This window comes from Bradyrhizobium sp. Ken01 (assembly GCF_055807355.1).
The window spans coordinates 1-17,445 of the sequence record NZ_JBVVPC010000039.1 but is presented as its reverse complement, the minus strand read 5'-3'; the positions used below and the strand labels follow the sequence as shown (position 1 = coordinate 17,445).

Here is a 17,445-nt window from a genome sequence, read left to right as displayed (position 1 = left end):
TCGGAAGTGGTAACGATAACGCAACCCGAACACGGCGGAAATGGGGAGCGCACAGCGTTCACGCCGGGATGGTAAACGGGGCGTATGCGTTCGCCCCGTTGAACTACGGGGCGCGGGCGCCCTGCTCCGTGCCACGGCCGGACATTCTGTTGCGCCAAATCCTCACTCCACCCCCATTGTCGCGCCGCTCACTGGAATTCTTTTGACTGTGCAAGGCCGCCCGCGTTTTCTCGCGTGCAGGGCGGAATGGAATGAGACGATGATCGAGACGGTTTCGGCACTGATGGGTTTGGTAAGCGCGGGGATCTTCCTGGCCCATGCGTTTGAAGGTTACCGCACGAGGGCCTGAGGCACTCGCGCGGACGGCAAGCATCACCCTTTCAAGACGGCGCGTTCGGACATTTTTAATCGATCCGATCGAGCATCGCAGACGAGAGCGGCAGGTGTCCCATGCGCAACCATGACCTCGTATCCCATGACCTCGTATCCGGCGGCTTCCTGGCATTGACCGCCGGCGGTTTGGTCCTGCTGTGCTCCAGCCTCGTGGCATTGGCCTTCGCATGAGCAGCCCGGCACTTCCCGACAAATACGCTTACCGCAGTCCAAGCAGCGAGCGCCGATAGAGACTGTCACGGGCTTCGCTCAGGCAGACGAAGCTGCCGTCAAAACCCTGGCCGTACCGCTTCTGGCCTTTGCCGTAGTAGATGCCTTTTCTGAAATCGAGCCAGACCACCCGGTCGTGCGGGCAATGACGCTGCGCCTGCGCCTCGTAGCGAAATGGCGTCAGCGGCGTGGCCGATACCTCAGCGGCGCTGCAGCCGACCAGGATCGCAGCAGCGAGCGCGATCACGCCGGGCCATTTGCCGAGGCTGCTGCAAGATGCTCCGCAGGATAGTCCGCAAGCCACCACCCGCCTCCCGATCCCAGCCGTCGAGGGCCGGCTTTGTTTCACTTATCCGCTTCGAGCTGCTGTAGCACGTGGTGCATGCATTCCTGAAGCTTGGCTGCGACCTGGTCGCGCGCGACGCCTTTGGCGGCAAGATCGCCTGCCACCTTGTCGAGGATCTCGTCCATCGACTGGTTCTCGAGATGGTCCGTCACCAGCGCCGTCGCGTAGCCGGCTGCGGCATCGCCGCTGAGGCCGAGCTGGGTTGCGGCCCAGAGCCCGAGCAGCTTGTTGGACCGGGCCGTGGCCTTGAACATGAGCTCCTCGTCGTGGACGAATTTGGCCTCGAAGCCCTGCTCGCGCTTGTCGAACGTGGTCATGGTCAGCTCCATTGTCGTTTTCGCTGATCGGGATCGGACTGGCTGGAAGCGAACGTCTCCGCGGTTCAAATCAGGATCATCTGAAGCTTCCGGCGGAAGCCAAATGCCGTCAAGCCCGCTGGGCGTGCCGACCGGGCGTGCGCAGGACACAGACCAGCTCCACGCCAGCCAGTTCTGCTAGGCAGGGATGTTTACCGTTCATTAAGCAGACTCAGCGCCGCATGGCCGGGGGACATCGAGAGCTGACGCATGAACAAAGAACTGCGGGAGTTTCGACGGCTTGAACGGGTCTGCCTGGAGCAGGCAGCCCTCTCCACCATGGACCTCGCGCGAAGCGGGTTGCTCAAGGTCGCTGACGATTGTCGCGTCGCAGCCGAAGCGATTGAGGCACAATCGCCTCGCAGACCTTTCGCAACTGCCGTTCAGGCGCTGAAGCAGGCGTTGAGCGTGACGCGCGTCCCTCACCGGCACTAAGGACAGCGCTCGCGGGCAAGGACATCTTTGAGGGGGCGACCGCGTGCGGTCAGCCCTTCGCTTCCGTCTGTTCACGTGCCAACCGTTCGGCCCTCAGCCGTTCCTTGTTGGCATAAAACGCCTTCTGCGCCGCCTCATGATCGCGCATGGCTTTTTCGGCTTCGATACGGCGTGTCGCATCGCGCGCCTGCCGCTGTTCGGGGGTCAAGGGCTTGCGCCGGTAGGAAATGTCTTCCGTCATGGCCAGATAACGCGGAGGTCAGGAAAGGGTTCCCCTGGTCCCGCCGGGCGGCACGTTGGGCCGACTGTACAAATGTGCGAAAACAACCCCATGCACAGTAGCCAAGTGCTTCTGCAGATAGCACTTTTTCATCGCGCTGACGGTGCGTTCGACTCGGCTGGGATCTCGATGTCGGCAATAACAGGTAAATGGTCTGAATAGGCCCTCGCCCCTTCGTCGGTCCAAACCTTCCCGATCGGGCTGTCGGACGTCGCATAAATCCGGTCAAGCCGCAGCAGCGGCAGATGCGACGGGAAAGTTCGCAGCCGCGTACGGTTCGGGCAGACCTGCGCCAGCACGCGCCGCACCGATTTGATCCAGAACCAGTCGTTGAAATCCCCGAGGACGACGGTCCTTGCAGGTTTCACCAGGCTCACCAGCGCCCGAGCTTGCGCGTGACGCTCGTGGATGCTCAAGCCGAGATGCGTGGCCACCACACGGACATCGCCGACCGGCGTCAGCAGTCCCGCGGCGATCGCTCGGCGCGGCTCGCGCTCACGATACGATACGTCGACGATCTCGGGGGGGCCGGAGAATGGGAAGCGGCTCAGGAGCGTCTGGCCGTATTCACCATCGGCCGTGACGATCGACTTGGCGTGAACACGGTGATCGCCGACGACACTCGCCAGCTTCGCAAACGGATCGTCCGATCGGGATCGCGAATCCACCTCCTGAAGCGCGACGACATCGGGAGCCCATTTGCGAATGATGGAACAGATACCCTCGAGATCGAATTTCGGATTGAGATTGAAGGTGCCATGCACATTCCATGTCATGAAGCGCATCAGCGCCTCCCGGCGAGCCACGTCGCGACGAATTGCGCGCCTGCGCAGATCGCGAGCCAGCCCAGGAACGCCAGTGCGAGCAGCAATATGTTGAGCCAAGACGCATTCCTGGCGAGATCTGCGATCTGAGCACCCAAAACGGCCATGGCGAGAATGCCGGGCGTCATGCCGAGCAGCGTTCCGACCAGGAAGTCACGCAGCGGCAGCGTGCTCGCGCCAGCCACGACATTCACCACCGAGAACGGCGCGATCGGAATCATCCGGATGATGACGACAGCCAGAATGCCCTTGCCGACAACACGCTCCTGGATGCGCGCGATACGTCGTCCGAGCAAACGCTGGAGGCGTTCGCGGCCGAGTGCCCGACCAATTGCAAAGAGGACAAAGGCGCTGAGCACGACGCCCGTCATGGCGGTGACGAAGCCCAGCCACGGCCCCAGTGCGGCAGCAGTTGCCGCAATGAGCACGAGAACCGGAAACACGACCAACCCGCCGACGACGAAAGCTGCAATCGCGAATGGCGGCCCCCAGACGGACTGCGAGTAGGCAGACAGCAACGTCGACATTCGGCCCGCGTCGGCAAAATCGCTCAAGGACGTGTATGACCAGGCCATCGCCAGTCCAAAAAGCGCCACGGCTATCGATACCATCCCGATGATCGTCTTCGTGTTCCACATGCGAGATGCCGCCCGCTCCAGATGAAGAGGCCGCTCAGGATCCGCCACGGGCTGAACCATTGTGGCCAGAGTGCTGGTCAGCACCGAGGATTCCACGTCCCGCAGGGCCTTCGTCCCCCTGGCCTTAGAGACGTCGTCCAGGAGCGCAAAAAGACGATCCTCGTTTTGCGCGACGGCCTGTTCATCGAGACCGCAGAAATGGCCGATGAGGCGACGGCGGACCGAGGCGATGAAATTTCGATGCTCGTCTGAGGCGGCTTCAAAGATCAGGTCACACTCGCTGTCGGCGCCCATCGATCGATTGTTCAGATTGGCCGAACCGATCCGCAAGATCCGATCGTCGACGACCATGAGCTTGCTGTGCACCATCACGGCCGATTCCGTATCCCCCGTCCGCGACACCGGGTAGACGAAGCGAATGCGATCGGCGACGCCGGCCGAACTGAAGCAGTCGATGAAAGCGCCCCGGCCGTTCTGCATGGCCTGGGATTCCAGCCACGAGGAATGCAGTTTCGGCGTGACGACCACAACCCGAAGCGAAGGCACGCGCAGCATCTGCTCCGCCAATTCGCGCGCGATCTTGGTGGCGCTGGTGAACTGGTTCTCGATGTACACGAAGCTCGTCGCGGACCGGATTGCTGCGATCAACGAGCGTTCGACCTCATGAGTGCCAGCACCTGCGGGAAAGACGACCTCGGTCCTGGCGATACCCACGGGCAAGTGCTCGGCCTGCACCGGCACCGTCTCCGGCCACCGAATGCCCTTCCGTACGCGCCGATCATCAGGCTGTCGGCCTGCCGCGCGCCAGCGTTGCTCCACGAGGTCGAACAGCCACGCCGCCGCGTCGCCGTCGACCAGGCATTGAACATCATGAAACGGCAGATATGGCTTGCCCTGGGGATCACAGCGCGAGGCGTGAGCGGCGCGATGATCACTGGTGTCCCAGCGCCTGATCGTCAGATCGAGCCCGCCGACGAACGCCAGTGAGCCGTCGACACAGACGATCTTCTGGTGTTGGGCGGACCCGAATGGAAGCGTGGCATCCAGGTGAAACCGGACGCGGCCATCTGTGTCGGCGGTAAACTTGGCCGCGGAATTCCATTCCCTCTCGGAGGCGTAGAACGAGACGAAGTCCCAGACGAGAATGTTGATCCGCAAGGTGGGACGTCGTTGGACCAGCGCGCGCAGCAATGGGCCGAGCTGTTCCGGCAAGCCATCCTCCGCTCGTCCGGACTCGCCGACCAGCCTGGTCTCGCTATGGATATCCCACCCGACGATATAAACGAGATCCTGCGCCTGCAGCAGGGCCTGCCGCAGGGCCGCGAAATAAGCGGCGGCATCGTTCAGAACCGCCACGCGCCGCGCCTCGCAGCGCCGCCAGACGGTGTCGCCGGGGATCAGGGTCGATGAGCTCTGAAGCAGGGAGACCTCGCAAATTGCGTTCGCGTTGAAACGCATTGAACGCGCAAGGGGTTCCCCAACTCAGCCCCGGGAGTCACTGTTCAGCGTGTGCGGATTCCGGCGCCCACAGTCTCCCCTCGCCGCTACTTGGTTCGGACCGTCTTTGCACCTGCGCCTTTCAAGGCGTCCGCGATCTTCTCGGGCGCGTCGCCGTGGAAATCCACGGAGACCTCGATCGGGCCTTCCAGCTTCTGATGCCCCTCCGGCGCAGGCGCGGCCTTGGCGTCAGGACCGGCCGGGCGTGTCCCCGATGTGTTCGCGCCACCGACGGCCTGGACGAAGACGTCGCTTCGCGGCACGCCGCATTCCTGCACGACATGCTCAACCGCAAGCTCGGCGCCGCGCCGCGTGTCGAATTCTCCGATGATCGTGCTTTCCAAGGGCGCCCTCCGTTGCTGGACCAGCGAACAACAGGCCAGCGAGGGCGAGGTTCCTGAACGCGCGAGCGTTTAAAACCGAACGATCCCCAACATAAAAAGCAGCGCGAGAGTGATCAATCCGGAGACCAGCAGCGAGCCGAGGCATCCCAGCCGGTTCGAGAAAAAGAAGAACATGCGTTGCCCATCCCATAGCTTCGTGCCGGGCTAAGTTCTCCCATTCGACAGCGTTCCTGGCGGCGTTTTGGGACGCGCGAACAAGAATCAATCCAAGGACCAATCCAAGAACCAATCATTGCGCGCGACGTTGAGTCCGCGATGTCAGACGCTTTTGATTATCTCCGAGCGCACGCGGTCCGGGCCCTTTGCAAGGCCCGGGCGATGCCGCGCGGACGCATGAAACATCTGCAAACCATCGTGGCCCGGATCTACCACCTGCTGACCAAGGAGGCTGCGTACGGGCCGAACCTGCAGCATATGGACGACTTCCGGGCAGCCCAGAAGCTCGAGAAGTCCATCGACTGAACTGCGATGACGGTGACGCTGCACGGCCTCGCCCGACGCGTTCAACTCCGTTTGCAAGCTGTCCCCGCCTGCGACTCGCCAAGCCCGGGATTGATGGCGAGCGACGCTCCGGCGGCGCCGCCGGCTTCATAGGCCGTCATCGACACCATCCGGCTGGCGCTGCGCTGGGTCCGCATCTTCAGGTCGAGCTTGTCAAATTCTGCATCGACCACCGACGCCTTGAGAACCACGAGCCCGCGACCGGAGCTTTCGTTGACCTGATCGCGACTGGCCTTGATCGCCAGCAGCCTATCCGCGATTGAGGCGACCATGCCGAGCGCGAAGGAGGCATTGGCCAGGTGCCGCTCCTGGTGCCGGAACCCAGAGTAGTCGACCGAGGTCTTGAAGCGGCCGAGCTCAGTGCGCACGGCGCCGTCGATCAACTCAGCCAGATAATGCGCGACCTCGATATCCGCGCCGAGACCGAAGAACACATAGCGGTTTTCGCCGGCCGGGCTCTTCTCGCGCCAGACCCGACAATCGCAGAAACGAGCGATCGCGCCGATGCAGTCGCCCAGCGGAATGCGCTTCTTACGAAAAGTCTCGTAGACCCTCCGTTCGCATGGCGAAGCCCGCAGTTCCACGTCCGAGAGCGACAAATCGTGGCGATCCAGCAGCTCGGCAACCTTGGCGGCGGCAGACAGCGCCTCGTCCTCGGTGCAGCCATTGGCGATCGTCTTGGCGCGCAACGCCTGAATGCGGAGTTTCAGCTTGTCGAGCGCGGCTGGATTGGAGGTCTGATGCACTGATTACCTGTCCGGGTAAACCCGACGTATAGAACCCGGTCGGATAGACTGGCGGAAGGGGTGTCTTGTCAACTGTATTGATCTTCGACGCTTTTTCGAACGGACCTCGCTCTCCATCTACCGTGCGGTGCACGACCTCGCCGCACTTGATCGTAACATGCAGAGACGAGGCTTCACTCCAATCGACGCTCTCGCTCAAATTCTACCGCAACTGACAGATCACCGTTCGGAAGCAGACCACCACAAGCCGAACGAGGTTGCGCCTTGGCTTTGGCGGCTGCGTCGTGTTCACAGTATTTCGAGCTTGCAGTCAGCGGGCTTTGATCCCTGCGCTTGCTGAGGTTAGTCGCGGCAGACTGGTGCATTGAAAGACGCAGTGATCAAGGCCGTCGATCGGTTTTGTGCCGCGACACATTCCTGAAGGGACTAGCTTCGCTGTTAAGGTTTAGCGGTCAGGTTAACTCCGGCGAACGTTTTGCTGAGAGCGTCCAATTCGATATGACCTCGAGCAGAGGAATATTCGAATGTCCACTAGAACCGCATTTCAAACTGCAGATGCAGACGAGCCCCACAACTTTTTCGATATCGCCATTCCCCTCACCTTCAGCGCTGTAGCCGTCCTGGCAACAGCTGTTTCGCTGGAGGCGATTGGGTTCATCGCTTGGCAGCCAGCCACCTTTTTGGTTGCCTATATCTTTGGCTGACGCGATTGGCTGGCATGAGCGAGTTCGAAGGCCTATCTGACCAGTTCATTCTGCGGATGCACGAGTTCATCCGCCAAGAGGTGCAAGCAGATAGGCTAGCCGGCACGCGTTTTGTCGGATTGCCAGCGAGGCTGCGCGCGGAGGCTCTTGCACGCGAAATCGAGCGGCGCGGTTTGTTTTGCACGGCAATTGACTGGCCTCAGCATCTTGAGCCTGGAGCGGACAAATACGCGCCGACCATTGGACACCGGAAGACGATCTAAAAGGCTCTCGCCTAGCGGCCTCGGTCTAACCAGTCCCCGGCCCCTCTGAGCCGGGGCCGTCTCTCCATGAGACTACCGCTAGGTTGGCGCCTCGCGCAGCTAACTCCCGGTCCAAATCTTTCAGGCGCCCGAGCAGGTTCTCGACGATCTCCATGCAATCGGAAGGTCCCAACGATTGCACGCCGCGCGCCGCTAGCTCGCGCTCCAACATGGCGGCTATAATGATTTGAATGCTCACAAATTCTCCGCCGGCTTCGCCCCAGAGACGGTACGGCTCAACTTAAAAATGGGTTTCGCTAAAGCGAAAGGCCGCAGGGTGGTTCCAGCCCCCACTGCGGCCATCCCGGGCAAATTAGAAACTGGTACTTAAATCTCGCCGGTGTTCTCACAGTAGAACACCGTGTTCCGAATAAGGATTCCGTAAGACTACCGGAATTCCAAGCGGCCCAGATTGTCACCCGGAAGATGAAATGGCACCGGTTCCTTACCAGCCCCATGCTCCCGGCTGCGGATCAGAGCGCCGGGAGCGACGCTAGGCGGTACGTAGACTTCCCATATTCCGGGGGGGCGCTACTGCCACAGCCGGCGCGTGATGTTGAACAACGCCGCAAGCGGGACGCCCACCAAGACACCCAGCATGCCGTACGACGTGACCAGCAGCGCAGCACCAAGCGGCCCCGCGCTTGTCGCAAATCCATAGGCTGCGCCTAAGCCTCCCAGCGTCCCGGCAAAGACGACCATGTTGCGGTCGTTGCGCGCCTCGACGTTATAGATCGGGGGCCTTTTGCGGTGAAGAATGGGAGGACCGAACGGCACCTTCGAGCCGCAATTTGGACAGGCCGACGCACTCGCTGGCACCGGGTGGTCGCAGTCGTGGCAATCGATCAGCTTTTTGGTCCTTCCCATGCTGCAAATCGTAGCGGCGGGGCGGTCAGTCCACAAGTTCGGCAGCTACTCCCAGCACACGTCCTGCATGAACACTGCAGGGCCGCTCTGATCCCCTCGCATTCCCCGCGTTAGACCGGCGTTGAAAACCTGCGCGCGCGCCGCACGGAAGGTTCGGGACCTTTCTCGCCGACCATGGCATGTCCACTCGGCGCCGAACTGGTGCCGCTTGCGAACATGGGAATGGAGTGGCCGCCCGTTCTGGCGCTGAGAGCGGCACCAGACCACGTGGGCACGCTGCCGGAGCCCGCGCTGCCACCAAGCGCAAGCAACGAACCCAGCCGTTTTAGATCAAGCGCTTCTTCGACACAAAAAGACGTATCAGGACACCGTCGGACGAGGAGGTGGCGGAAGGGGCGCCCGATCAATCGTCTTGAAATTGCTCGACTCTTTCGAGCGCGTCGCGAGCGATCTACGGTCCTATCCACGGCGAATTTCGCAGCCTCACGACCGTAGTTTTCGGCCATCTCAAGCAGTGCATCGGCCTCGCCGGGCACCCTGCTCTCCTCCGCCAGGTCGCGACGCAGACGCTCCATGTACGCGAGCTCGTCGACGTCGTGCTGATGGCGACCCATGCGGCCGATCAGACTTCGGCCGGTTCCTGTTTGCAAGTGGGCGGCGCTATCTCAACGCCTTGTCACGCGCCGCGTTCAAGCTCGGTTCGTCAAGAAGGAGCGAAGCCCTGGAAAGACGTAGGAGGCTTGATCGATCGCACCGACATCTGTAGCCAGTCATCATGGGGAAAGAGCACAAGCTTGAGGGACTACAGGCCGCTCGGGCGCTCGCCGCGCTGTCCGTGGCTTATTTCCATTCCTACGTCGCGGTGCGCGGAGCGTTTCCGGAAACCGCGTGGATGCCCATCCCATGGCTCAAGCAGTGGGGCTTCCTCGGGGTGAACCTGTTCTTCGCGATCTCTGGCTACGTGATTTGCCTAGTCGTCGCAAAACCCTCGTTCACGGTCGCGAGCTTCGCACTGAAGCGCGCCTTCCGTCTCTATCCGATGTACTGGATCGCCATTGCGGCCGTGCTGGGGTTGATTGCCTCGGGCAAATACGCGCCCCAAGCCGCATCGCACGTTCTGTATTCGATGACGCTGCTGCCACAGGCCGGCGCATCGGCCTACGACCCGAGCTGGACACTCGAGCGCGAGATCGTGTTCTATGCGCTGGCTGCTGCAGTCGTCCCAATTGCGGGCGTCGGCGGACTGGCGACCGCGCTCGCAACGCTCGCCGCGACAGGCTGGTACCTTGGCAATCCGTGGTCGTTTCATTTGGTCTCGACGACGCAGGCGGACTTCCTAGCCGGTGTCGTCGTTTTCCTCGCCCGCGGCGTGGTCGTCCGCGCCGGAAGCACGCTGCCGCTGATCGCGGGCGTTGCTCTGCTGATCTGGACGCGCAGTCACGATTTCATATTTTCGGTGCCGCTCTCGATGGCGCTGATCCTTGCTGGTTTGGCCACTCTCGAACTGCCCTGGCGCCGACGCCCGCTCAGCTGGCTAGTTGCTGCAGGCGACGCGTCCTACTCGATCTACCTGTTGCACTACATCGTGTTCCTGACGGCCTCCATAGTCGGCGGCCAGTGGTTACCTTTCGCTTTGCCGGCGTGGAGCTGCGAAATCTGGCGCTTCGCGACTCTGCTCGCCTGCTGCCTTCTTTCATATTTCACATGGATAGCAATCGAGCGCCCGATGATCCGTCTGAGCGAGCGGTTGAGCAAACCGCGGGTTTTGACCGAGCAGCTTGCGTAGTTTGGTTGGCGCGTTGCCTCGCTTTCGACACCCACTACGCGCAGTGGCTCGCGACCGCCTCGACCTACTAAATCGATTATTTGCGGAGGACTTACTGACGGCGCGGTCATACCGTCTCACAGCGTCGCGATGCTCGACGATACGGACGAACGTCGGGTCCCCGCTCCGCGCGGGCGTGAGGTACATCCGGCCGGCATAGAGCACTTGGACCGGCTGCTTCCCCGCTCGCTCCTCCGGAGTGCCGTTCTTGGAGCGGCGGGGCTTCCCGGAGTGGGCCCCGCGGCTGACGCTGTAGGAAGCGCCTTCACCTCGGCGACGTTCTCAGGAGGCAAGCCCGGGCGAACCACGGTGCGCGTGGGAAGTGCGATGATGTTGGACATGGTAGTGGTGCTCGCGGTTTGAACCGGCTTCTGAAGGCCGGGCGCCAGCGGGATACAATGTACTGGCGGAAGGGGTGGGATTCGAACCCACGGTACCCTTGCGGGCACGCCGGTTTTCAAGACCGGTGCCTTAAACCACTCGGCCACCCTTCCAAACCCGGAGTGGCTGTCGCTTAACGTAGTCGACGGCGCATGGCAACGCGAAGTTGGCGCCCGTCCCCTTCTCCGGCATCGGATCTGTCAGGCGAGCGTCAGCCTGTTCCCTTACCCTATGCCCTCTCGGCAATCCCGGACACTGGCGACATCTCCCAAGGCGTCGCCGGTTGCGAGGCCCGGTTTGGAGTCGCTTCCGTTTCCGGGCATCATTTGCCGGCTGCAAAGAAAAGCGGCGCCCCCGAGGGAGCGCCGCTTGAATTCTGCGTTGTTGCTCTAGCTCAGTAGCCGCCGCAGGACGCACACCCCATCTGCACCGGGGCGTAATACGAATACCCCGGCTGGACCATCTCGACGCGCTGGCGCGTGGCGTATTGGGGCGGAATGCGCTCGTACTGGACGCTCGGCGGCGCCACCATCACGGTCTGCGGCACCATCACGGTGCGGTACTGCGCCGGCGCGCGGTGCGCCACGACGGAGCCCGGCGACACCATCACAGTCTCGTCGACAGTTCGGTATTGCGGCTGCACGTATTGCTGCTGGTAGCAGGTCGTGCACGGCGGCGGCGTGTAGCAATTGTAGCAGCCGGCGGAAGCCGCACCGGTCATTGAAATCGCAGCGACGACTGTTGAGAAAACGACAGCGAGAGTGCGAGACATTGTTGTGGTGCCCCAATTGCCCGAAACGGATTTGCGAAGGTAGCTGGCAGTATACGCCGCAAAATTCTGAGCTGCCGAAGTTCGTCGGGGCATCCTTAATGCAAACGGCCGGCTTGCGCCCGCTGCTAAGGACTCGTTGACCATTCGGGCGCGCCTGTCGATCCATCGACCAATGGTCGCGGCTCGCGATCGACGATCATGGCGCCCGGCGGATCCCCAACGCTCGACCAGGCGCCTTCCGGTGCCGCTCGCGCCCGGCCGCTGGCGCGGCCCGCCGCTGTCGGTGCGGGTTGGCGTTGCCGCCGGATCACACTCTCCGGAAAATCCGCCAACAGGCCCGGGGTGTGACCGCATCTTGTGCATTTCTCGCGCGCTGATTGCATCGCGTCCTGCTGACGCCCGCAGCCGGATTTGCCATAATTCATGGTTGGGAATCACTGCCCGTGACCTAAGCGAACCCGCCGGCAGGGGATGGAAGGATGCATCATCGACCAGTGTCACGGCGCCACCAGCGCGCCTTGAGCGGGAAGCTCGCCCTCGGCCACAGGCGCGCCCTGCTCGCCAGCACGGCCTTCACGGGCGCATTCATTGCCGTCATTGCCGGGCATCCCGGCAGCGCGCTCGCCGCCTGCGCCGTCACCGCTGGTCCCAACACGGTCACCTGCAACAGCACCGTCACCACCAACACCACGAATACCGACGCCGCAACGGCGTCGTCAGTCGATCGCTCGCAGGCCTTCAGCGCGGGGGCCGTGAGCGCCACGATCAATACGGGCCAGACGGTCAGCGGTTATGGCCTTGCGATCAGCGCGAACGGTGCCGGCATCAACGTCGTCAACAACGGCGCGGTGACCACCACCCAGGCGGTGCACGCGCTCGACATCAGCACCAGCACCGGGAACATCGTCTATTCGGGCAACGGCAGCGCCAGCAATACGGCCGGCTCCGGCATCGGCCTCAACATGAACACCAACGGGCCCGGCACCATCACGATGGGGACGAGCGGAACCCCCGTCACCCCGAACTTCCAGGGATCGACGGCCATGCAGCTCATTGCTGCCAGCTCGATAAACATGACCCTGAACGGAGGCTCGCTGACGACGCTGTCGTCCTTCGGCGATGGCGCCCTGATCAGCGGCGGGGACGTCTCCGTCGCACTGACCGGCAACGGCGCCATCGTCAACGCGAGCGGCGCTACCGCGGCCAGAGGTCTCGACGTCTTCGGCACCGGGACTATGACCGTGACGTCGAATGCGACCATCGGCGGCGCCAGCGCCGCCACGTCGTTCGGCACCGGCATCCTCGCGATAGCGACCGCCGGCAGCGGCGACGTCACAGTCAATCAGACCGGTGGCACGATCTTCGCGACAAACTTCGGTATCAACGCGAGCAGCGGCGCCACGGGATCGGGCTCCGTCATCGTCAACACGGCGTCCGGCAGCGCGATCACACTCACCGATCCGGCGGCGAGCGGCATCGACGCCAGCACGAACGGCACCGGTGCCGTAACGGTGCACCAGGCTGGCGCGATCACGGGCGGCGCCCTCGGCGTCAATGCCGTGATCTTCAACGCCGCCAATTCGCGCGACATCACCGTCACGAGCAGCGGCACGGTCGATGCTACATTCACAGGCATCAACGCCGTCACCGCGGGAACCGGCAACATCAACATCACGACCTCAAGCACGATCAACGGCCCCTTCGGCGGCGGCATTGTCGCAAACGCGGTAGACGGCCGCATCACCGTGAACGTGAACGCCGGCACCGTCCGCGGCAGCGCCGCCGGCTTTCTCGCCCCAGGCATCGCGGCGACCGCATCCGGCAGCGGCGGCGCCACCATCAACATCGCGGCGGGCGCGACCGTCACCGGGTCTCAGTTCGAGGGCATCACGGTCAGCGGCACGAACAACTTGATCAACAATTTCGGCACCATCAGCGGATTCGGCGGTGTCCGTGCCACCGGCGCGACCACGATCGTCAATGCCGGCACGATTGCGAGTTTTTCCGAGGGGGTCCGGTTCGATAGCGCCGGCAGCACGTTGGAGATGCAAGGACCCAACGCCACTCTCACCGGCCAAGTCGTCGGCAGCGGCTCCGATACGATCCGTTTCTCCGGCACCGGCTCCAACACATTCGATGCGAGCCAGATCGACGCCGGCTGGGGGCTGATCGACAAGACAGGCTCCTCGAATTGGGCGCTGACCGGAACGTCGACGACAACCGCATTCGTGACGGTCAACGGCGGCACCTTGTCGGTCAACGGCGACATCAGCTCGACCGGCGGCGTCACGGTGAATGCCGGCGCCACGCTGGGCGGGATCGGCACGGTGTCGTCCACCATCATCAATGCCGGCGGCTCGCTCGCGCCCGGCAACTCGATCGGCACGCTCACGGTGAGCGGTAATCTCACCTTCGCCGGCGGCGGCAATTACGTGGTCGAGGTCTCGCCGGCCACGGCGGATCGCACCAACGTGACCGGCAACGCGACGCTCGCCGGCACGCTCCGCGCCATCGGCACCGGCGGGACCTACACGCCGGGCACGCACTACACCGTCCTGAATGCAGCAGGCACACTCAGCGGCAGCTTCGGCGCGCTGGCGATCTCGGGCAATTTCGGCGTCACGCGGCCGCACGTCGAATACGACGCCAACAACGTCTATCTCGTGCTTGATCAGGCGCTCGTCTCGCCGTTCCTGATCAACGGCACCCGCAACCAGGTCGCGACGGCGGGAGCGGTCGATTCCGCTTTCCTCGGCGGCAGCGGCGCATTCTCGGCGCTGATTGGCTTGACCTCGCCGCAACTCAACGCCGCGCTGGATCAGCTTTCGGGCGAGGTGCACGCCTCGACGGTCGGCACGCTGGCGAATGACAGCCTGGCGATGCGCGGCGCGATCCTGGGGCGGCTGCGGCAGGCCTCGTATGGAGGCGACATCGACTCCATGGCCGCGCTGTCGTTCGGCGGATCGCAGGCCGCGTTCGCGGCATACGCGATGGAGAGCGCACTCGCCTACGGCAAATCGCCGATTGTGACGAAGGCGCCGATGGCGCCGCCGCGAGCGATCTCCGACACCGTGTTCTGGGCCCAGGGCTTGAGCGCCTGGGGCACTTTCAATGGCGATGGCAATGCAGCCGGCGTGCGGCGGGATCTTGCCGGCTTCATCACCGGCTTCGATACGCGCGTCGGCGGCGCTGGCCGTCTCGGAATGGCCGCAGGCTATACTGGCACCAAGAATATGCTCGACGGTCGTGGTTCCTCGAATGTCGATACCGCGCATATTGCCGGTTACGGCGGCTGGCGCTTCGGCAACGTCAACCTGCGGGCGGGCGGCGCGTATGCGTTCCACACGATCGACACCGATCGGCTGGTGAACATCGTCGGCTTCGCTGATCGCCTGACCTCACGGACTGACGGCAGCACCGGGCAGATCTTCGGCGAGATCGGCTACGGAATCCCCTTCGGCAAGGTTGCGTTGGAGCCGTTTGCCGGGGCTGCCTGGGTGCGTGTGCACACCGATGCCACCGCCGAACTCGGCGGCCCGGCGGCGCTGAACGTTGCGGCGCAGACCTTCGAAACCGGCTATGCGACGCTCGGCGGGCGCGCCGCGACCTTCGTGCCGCTGGCGCACGACATGACGCTGATCCCCCGCACGACCGTCGCCTGGCAGCATGCATTCAACAACGTGACCCCGGCTGCCGTGATGGCGTTCCAGGTCGCCCCGGCCCCGTTCACGATCGCGGGTGTGCCGGTTGCGCGCGACTCGCTGCTCGCGGAGGCGGGCTTCGATCTTGCGATCGGCCGACACATCACGGTCGGCCTCTCCTATGTGGGTCAGATCGGCAACACGGTCACCGATCACGCCGCCAAGGGCAAATTCTCCTGGGCGTTCTGACCTAGCGCGCGCGACGCTTCACCTCGCGCACCGCGCCGCGCGCGGCGCTGGTGGTGAGCGCGGCGTAGGCCTGAAGCGCGGTGGAGACGTTGCGCTTGCGGCCGATCGCCTGCCAGGCGGCATCGCCCCTCGCCTCTTCCGCGGCGCGGCGCTTGGCCAGCTCCTCGTCGGAGACCTCCAGCGTGATGCTGCGGTTCGGGATGTCGATGGCGATGCGATCGCCGGTCCTGACGAGACCGATGTTGCCGCCTTCGGCGGCTTCCGGCGACAGATGTCCGATCGACAGGCCCGACGAGCCGCCCGAGAAGCGCCCGTCGGTGACGAGCGCGCAGGCCTTGCCGAGGCCCATCGATTTCAGATAGCTGGTCGGATACAGCATCTCCTGCATGCCGGGGCCGCCGCGCGGGCCTTCGTAGATGATGACCACGACCTCGCCGGCAACGACCTTGCCGCCCAGAATGCCTTCCACGGCGGCATCCTGGCTCTCGAACACCCGGGCGGGGCCTGCGAATTTCAGGATCGAGGCGTCGACGCCGGCGGTCTTCACGATGCAGCCGTCCTGCGCCAGGTTGCCGTAGAGCACGGCGAGGCCGCCGTCCTTGCTGAAGGCGTGCTCGAGGTTGCGGACCACGCCCTTCTCGCGATCGGAATCGAGTTCGTCGTAGCGGCGCTCCTGGCTGAACGCGATTTGGGTCGGGATGCCGCCGGGCGAGGCCCGGAAGAAGGTGCGGACGGACTCGCTCTTCGAGCGCTTGATGTCCCAGCGCTCCAGCGCGTCGCTCATGGTCGGCGCGTGCACGGTCGAGACCGAGGTGTCGATCAGGCCGGCGCGGTCGAGCTCGCCCAGAATGCCCATGATGCCGCCGGCGCGATGCACGTCCTCGACATGGACGTCGGCGACCGAGGGGGCGACCTTGCAAAGGACAGGCACGCGCCGCGACAGGCGGTCGATGTCCTGCATGGTGAACTTCACCTCGCCTTCATGGGCGGCGGCGAGCAGATGCAGCACCGTGTTGGTCGATCCGCCCATCGCGATGTCCAGTGTCATCGCGTTCTCGAACGCCTTGAAGTTCGCGACATTGCGCGGCAGCACCGAGGCATCGTCCTGCTCGTAGTGGCGACGCACGATATCGACGATGGTGTGGCCGGCTTCGACGAACAGGCGTTTGCGATCGGCGTGGGTCGCGACCACCGTGCCGTTGCCGGGGAGCGCAAGGCCAAGGGCTTCCGTGAGGCAGTTCATCGAGTTGGCCGTGAACATGCCCGAGCACGAGCCGCAGGTCGGGCACGCTGAGCGCTCGATCACCTTGACGTCCTCGTCGCTGACCTTGGAGTCGGCCGCGGCGACCATGGCATCGATCAGGTCGACGGCCTTGGTCTTGCCCTGCAGCGTGACCTTGCCGGCCTCCATCGGTCCGCCCGAGACGAACACGGCGGGGATGTTGAGCCGCAGCGCCGCCATCAGCATGCCGGGGGTGATCTTGTCGCAATTGGAGATGCAGACCATGCCGTCGGCGCAATGGGCGTTGACCATGTACTCGACGCTGTCGGCGATCAGTTCGCGCGACGGCAGGCTGTAGAGCATGCCGTCATGGCCCATGGCGATGCCGTCGTCGACCGCGATGGTGTTGAACTCTTTCGCCACGCCGCCGGCCTGCTCGATCTCGCGGGCGACGAGCTGGCCGAGGTCCTTCAGATGGACGTGGCCGGGCACGAACTGGGTGAAGGAATTGACCACCGCGATGATCGGCTTGCCGAAATCGCCATCCTTCATGCCGGTCGCGCGCCAGAGGCCGCGGGCGCCCGCCATGTTGCGGCCGTGGGTGGTGGTGCGGGAGCGATAGGCTGGCATGGCGGTTTCCGTCCTCGGGTTTGGCTGGCCGGGCGCGGCAAAATTTCGAAGCCGCCTCAGGCCTTTCCGGCCGGATAGCGCACGGGGGGAACGCGCGCAACGGGAACTTGGGCCGGACAGGGCTCCTCTGCTCCCGGCGCGGGGACTTCGTAGATGGGGTAACGGGTCGGCCTCCGCGGCCAAGCCGCGCTAGCTACGGCGCTATGTGATGCGCGCGTCGCG

18 protein-coding genes and 1 tRNA gene are annotated in these 17,445 nt (G+C 63.8%); 7 read left to right on the top strand and 12 right to left on the bottom strand.

Translation table 11 applies throughout. From position 1 onward, the window contains the following. Positions 1-592 precede the first annotated feature (592 nt). Positions 593-907, bottom strand: a complete 315-nt coding sequence (locus AC0L3S_RS29425; protein WP_473283077.1) for a hypothetical protein — start codon at positions 905-907, stop codon at positions 593-595. Between the two features lie 41 nt (positions 908-948). Next, positions 949-1,266 carry a DUF1476 domain-containing protein gene (locus tag AC0L3S_RS29420; protein ID WP_473283075.1) on the bottom strand — a complete coding sequence of 106 codons (318 nt, stop codon included), beginning with the start codon at positions 1,264-1,266 and terminating at the stop codon, positions 949-951. A gap of 249 nt (positions 1,267-1,515) precedes the next feature. Between AC0L3S_RS29420 and AC0L3S_RS29415 the strand changes: the two genes are divergently transcribed. Then, on the top strand, positions 1,516-1,740 hold the full coding sequence (locus AC0L3S_RS29415; RefSeq protein ID WP_473261226.1) for a hypothetical protein: 225 nt from the start codon (positions 1,516-1,518) through the stop codon (positions 1,738-1,740). Positions 1,741-1,789: 49 nt separating this feature from the next. Here AC0L3S_RS29415 and AC0L3S_RS29410 read toward each other — a convergent pair whose 3' ends face one another. The 3 genes from AC0L3S_RS29410 to AC0L3S_RS29400 all read right to left on the bottom strand — a co-directional run bounded on the left by AC0L3S_RS29410 (position 1,790) and on the right by AC0L3S_RS29400 (position 4,673). After that, positions 1,790-1,981 (bottom strand): hypothetical protein, encoded by a 192-nt coding sequence (locus tag AC0L3S_RS29410; RefSeq protein WP_007591059.1) that lies wholly within the window; start codon positions 1,979-1,981, stop codon positions 1,790-1,792. A gap of 128 nt (positions 1,982-2,109) precedes the next feature. Then, positions 2,110-2,805: an endonuclease/exonuclease/phosphatase family protein gene (locus AC0L3S_RS29405; protein WP_473261224.1), complete on the bottom strand. Its 696-nt coding sequence runs from the start codon at positions 2,803-2,805 to the stop codon at positions 2,110-2,112. After that, a complete protein-coding gene (locus AC0L3S_RS29400) occupies positions 2,805-4,673 on the bottom strand; it encodes a VTT domain-containing protein (protein ID WP_473283073.1) in 1,869 nt (622 codons plus the stop codon). Before AC0L3S_RS29400 ends, AC0L3S_RS29405 begins: the two co-directional genes overlap by 1 nt. On the opposite strand from AC0L3S_RS29400, the gene AC0L3S_RS29395 reads away from it, so the two are divergent. After that, positions 4,653-4,892, top strand: coding sequence for a hypothetical protein (locus tag AC0L3S_RS29395; RefSeq protein WP_473283071.1), 240 nt, complete (start codon positions 4,653-4,655; stop codon positions 4,890-4,892). The genes AC0L3S_RS29400 and AC0L3S_RS29395 overlap by 21 nt on opposite strands. Before the next feature lie 134 nt (positions 4,893-5,026). Here the strand turns inward: AC0L3S_RS29395 and AC0L3S_RS29390 are convergent, their stop codons facing one another. Then, a complete protein-coding gene (locus tag AC0L3S_RS29390; RefSeq protein ID WP_473283069.1) occupies positions 5,027-5,323 on the bottom strand; it encodes a hypothetical protein in 297 nt (98 codons plus the stop codon). A 393-nt stretch (positions 5,324-5,716) separates the two neighbouring features. Here AC0L3S_RS29390 and AC0L3S_RS29385 point away from each other — a divergent pair, with 393 nt between their 5' ends. Beyond that, positions 5,717-5,845, top strand: a complete 129-nt coding sequence (locus AC0L3S_RS29385; protein ID WP_473283067.1) for a hypothetical protein — start codon at positions 5,717-5,719, stop codon at positions 5,843-5,845. Between the two features lie 41 nt (positions 5,846-5,886). On the opposite strand, the gene AC0L3S_RS29380 is transcribed toward AC0L3S_RS29385, so the two are convergent. Then, on the bottom strand, positions 5,887-6,630 hold the full coding sequence (locus AC0L3S_RS29380; protein ID WP_473283065.1) for a DUF7168 domain-containing protein: 744 nt from the start codon (positions 6,628-6,630) through the stop codon (positions 5,887-5,889). Positions 6,631-7,154: 524 nt separating this feature from the next. On the opposite strand from AC0L3S_RS29380, the gene AC0L3S_RS29375 reads away from it, so the two are divergent. Further along, on the top strand, positions 7,155-7,334 hold the full coding sequence (locus AC0L3S_RS29375; protein WP_456764339.1) for a hypothetical protein: 180 nt from the start codon (positions 7,155-7,157) through the stop codon (positions 7,332-7,334). 14 nt (positions 7,335-7,348) lie between these two features. Next, on the top strand, positions 7,349-7,597 hold the full coding sequence (locus AC0L3S_RS29370) for a hypothetical protein (RefSeq protein ID WP_473283063.1): 249 nt from the start codon (positions 7,349-7,351) through the stop codon (positions 7,595-7,597). 570 nt (positions 7,598-8,167) lie between these two features. On the opposite strand, the gene AC0L3S_RS29365 is transcribed toward AC0L3S_RS29370, so the two are convergent. After that, on the bottom strand, positions 8,168-8,503 hold the full coding sequence (locus AC0L3S_RS29365; protein WP_473283061.1) for a hypothetical protein: 336 nt from the start codon (positions 8,501-8,503) through the stop codon (positions 8,168-8,170). A 110-nt stretch (positions 8,504-8,613) separates the two neighbouring features. Continuing rightward, entirely contained in the window at positions 8,614-9,117 is a 504-nt protein-coding gene (locus tag AC0L3S_RS29360) for a hypothetical protein (RefSeq protein ID WP_473283059.1), read from the bottom strand. Positions 9,118-9,278: 161 nt separating this feature from the next. On the opposite strand from AC0L3S_RS29360, the gene AC0L3S_RS29355 reads away from it, so the two are divergent. Further along, positions 9,279-10,289 carry an acyltransferase family protein gene (locus AC0L3S_RS29355; RefSeq protein ID WP_473283057.1) on the top strand — a complete coding sequence of 337 codons (1,011 nt, stop codon included), beginning with the start codon at positions 9,279-9,281 and terminating at the stop codon, positions 10,287-10,289. A gap of 443 nt (positions 10,290-10,732) precedes the next feature. Here the strand turns inward: AC0L3S_RS29355 and AC0L3S_RS29350 are convergent. Continuing rightward, positions 10,733-10,822 (bottom strand) — tRNA-Ser (locus AC0L3S_RS29350). Between the two features lie 281 nt (positions 10,823-11,103). Then, positions 11,104-11,430 carry a hypothetical protein gene (locus tag AC0L3S_RS29345; RefSeq protein ID WP_275172536.1) on the bottom strand — a complete coding sequence of 109 codons (327 nt, stop codon included), beginning with the start codon at positions 11,428-11,430 and terminating at the stop codon, positions 11,104-11,106. 530 nt (positions 11,431-11,960) lie between these two features. Here AC0L3S_RS29345 and AC0L3S_RS29340 point away from each other — a divergent pair. After that, the gene (locus tag AC0L3S_RS29340) at positions 11,961-15,371 is read left to right on the top strand and encodes an autotransporter outer membrane beta-barrel domain-containing protein (protein WP_473283055.1); all 3,411 of its coding nucleotides are present in this window, start codon (positions 11,961-11,963) and stop codon (positions 15,369-15,371) included. A 1-nt stretch (position 15,372) separates the two neighbouring features. Here AC0L3S_RS29340 and ilvD read toward each other — a convergent pair whose 3' ends face one another. Continuing rightward, the gene (gene ilvD / locus AC0L3S_RS29335; RefSeq protein ID WP_473283053.1) at positions 15,373-17,223 is read right to left on the bottom strand and encodes a dihydroxy-acid dehydratase; all 1,851 of its coding nucleotides are present in this window, start codon (positions 17,221-17,223) and stop codon (positions 15,373-15,375) included. Between the last annotated feature and the right edge of the window lie 222 nt (positions 17,224-17,445).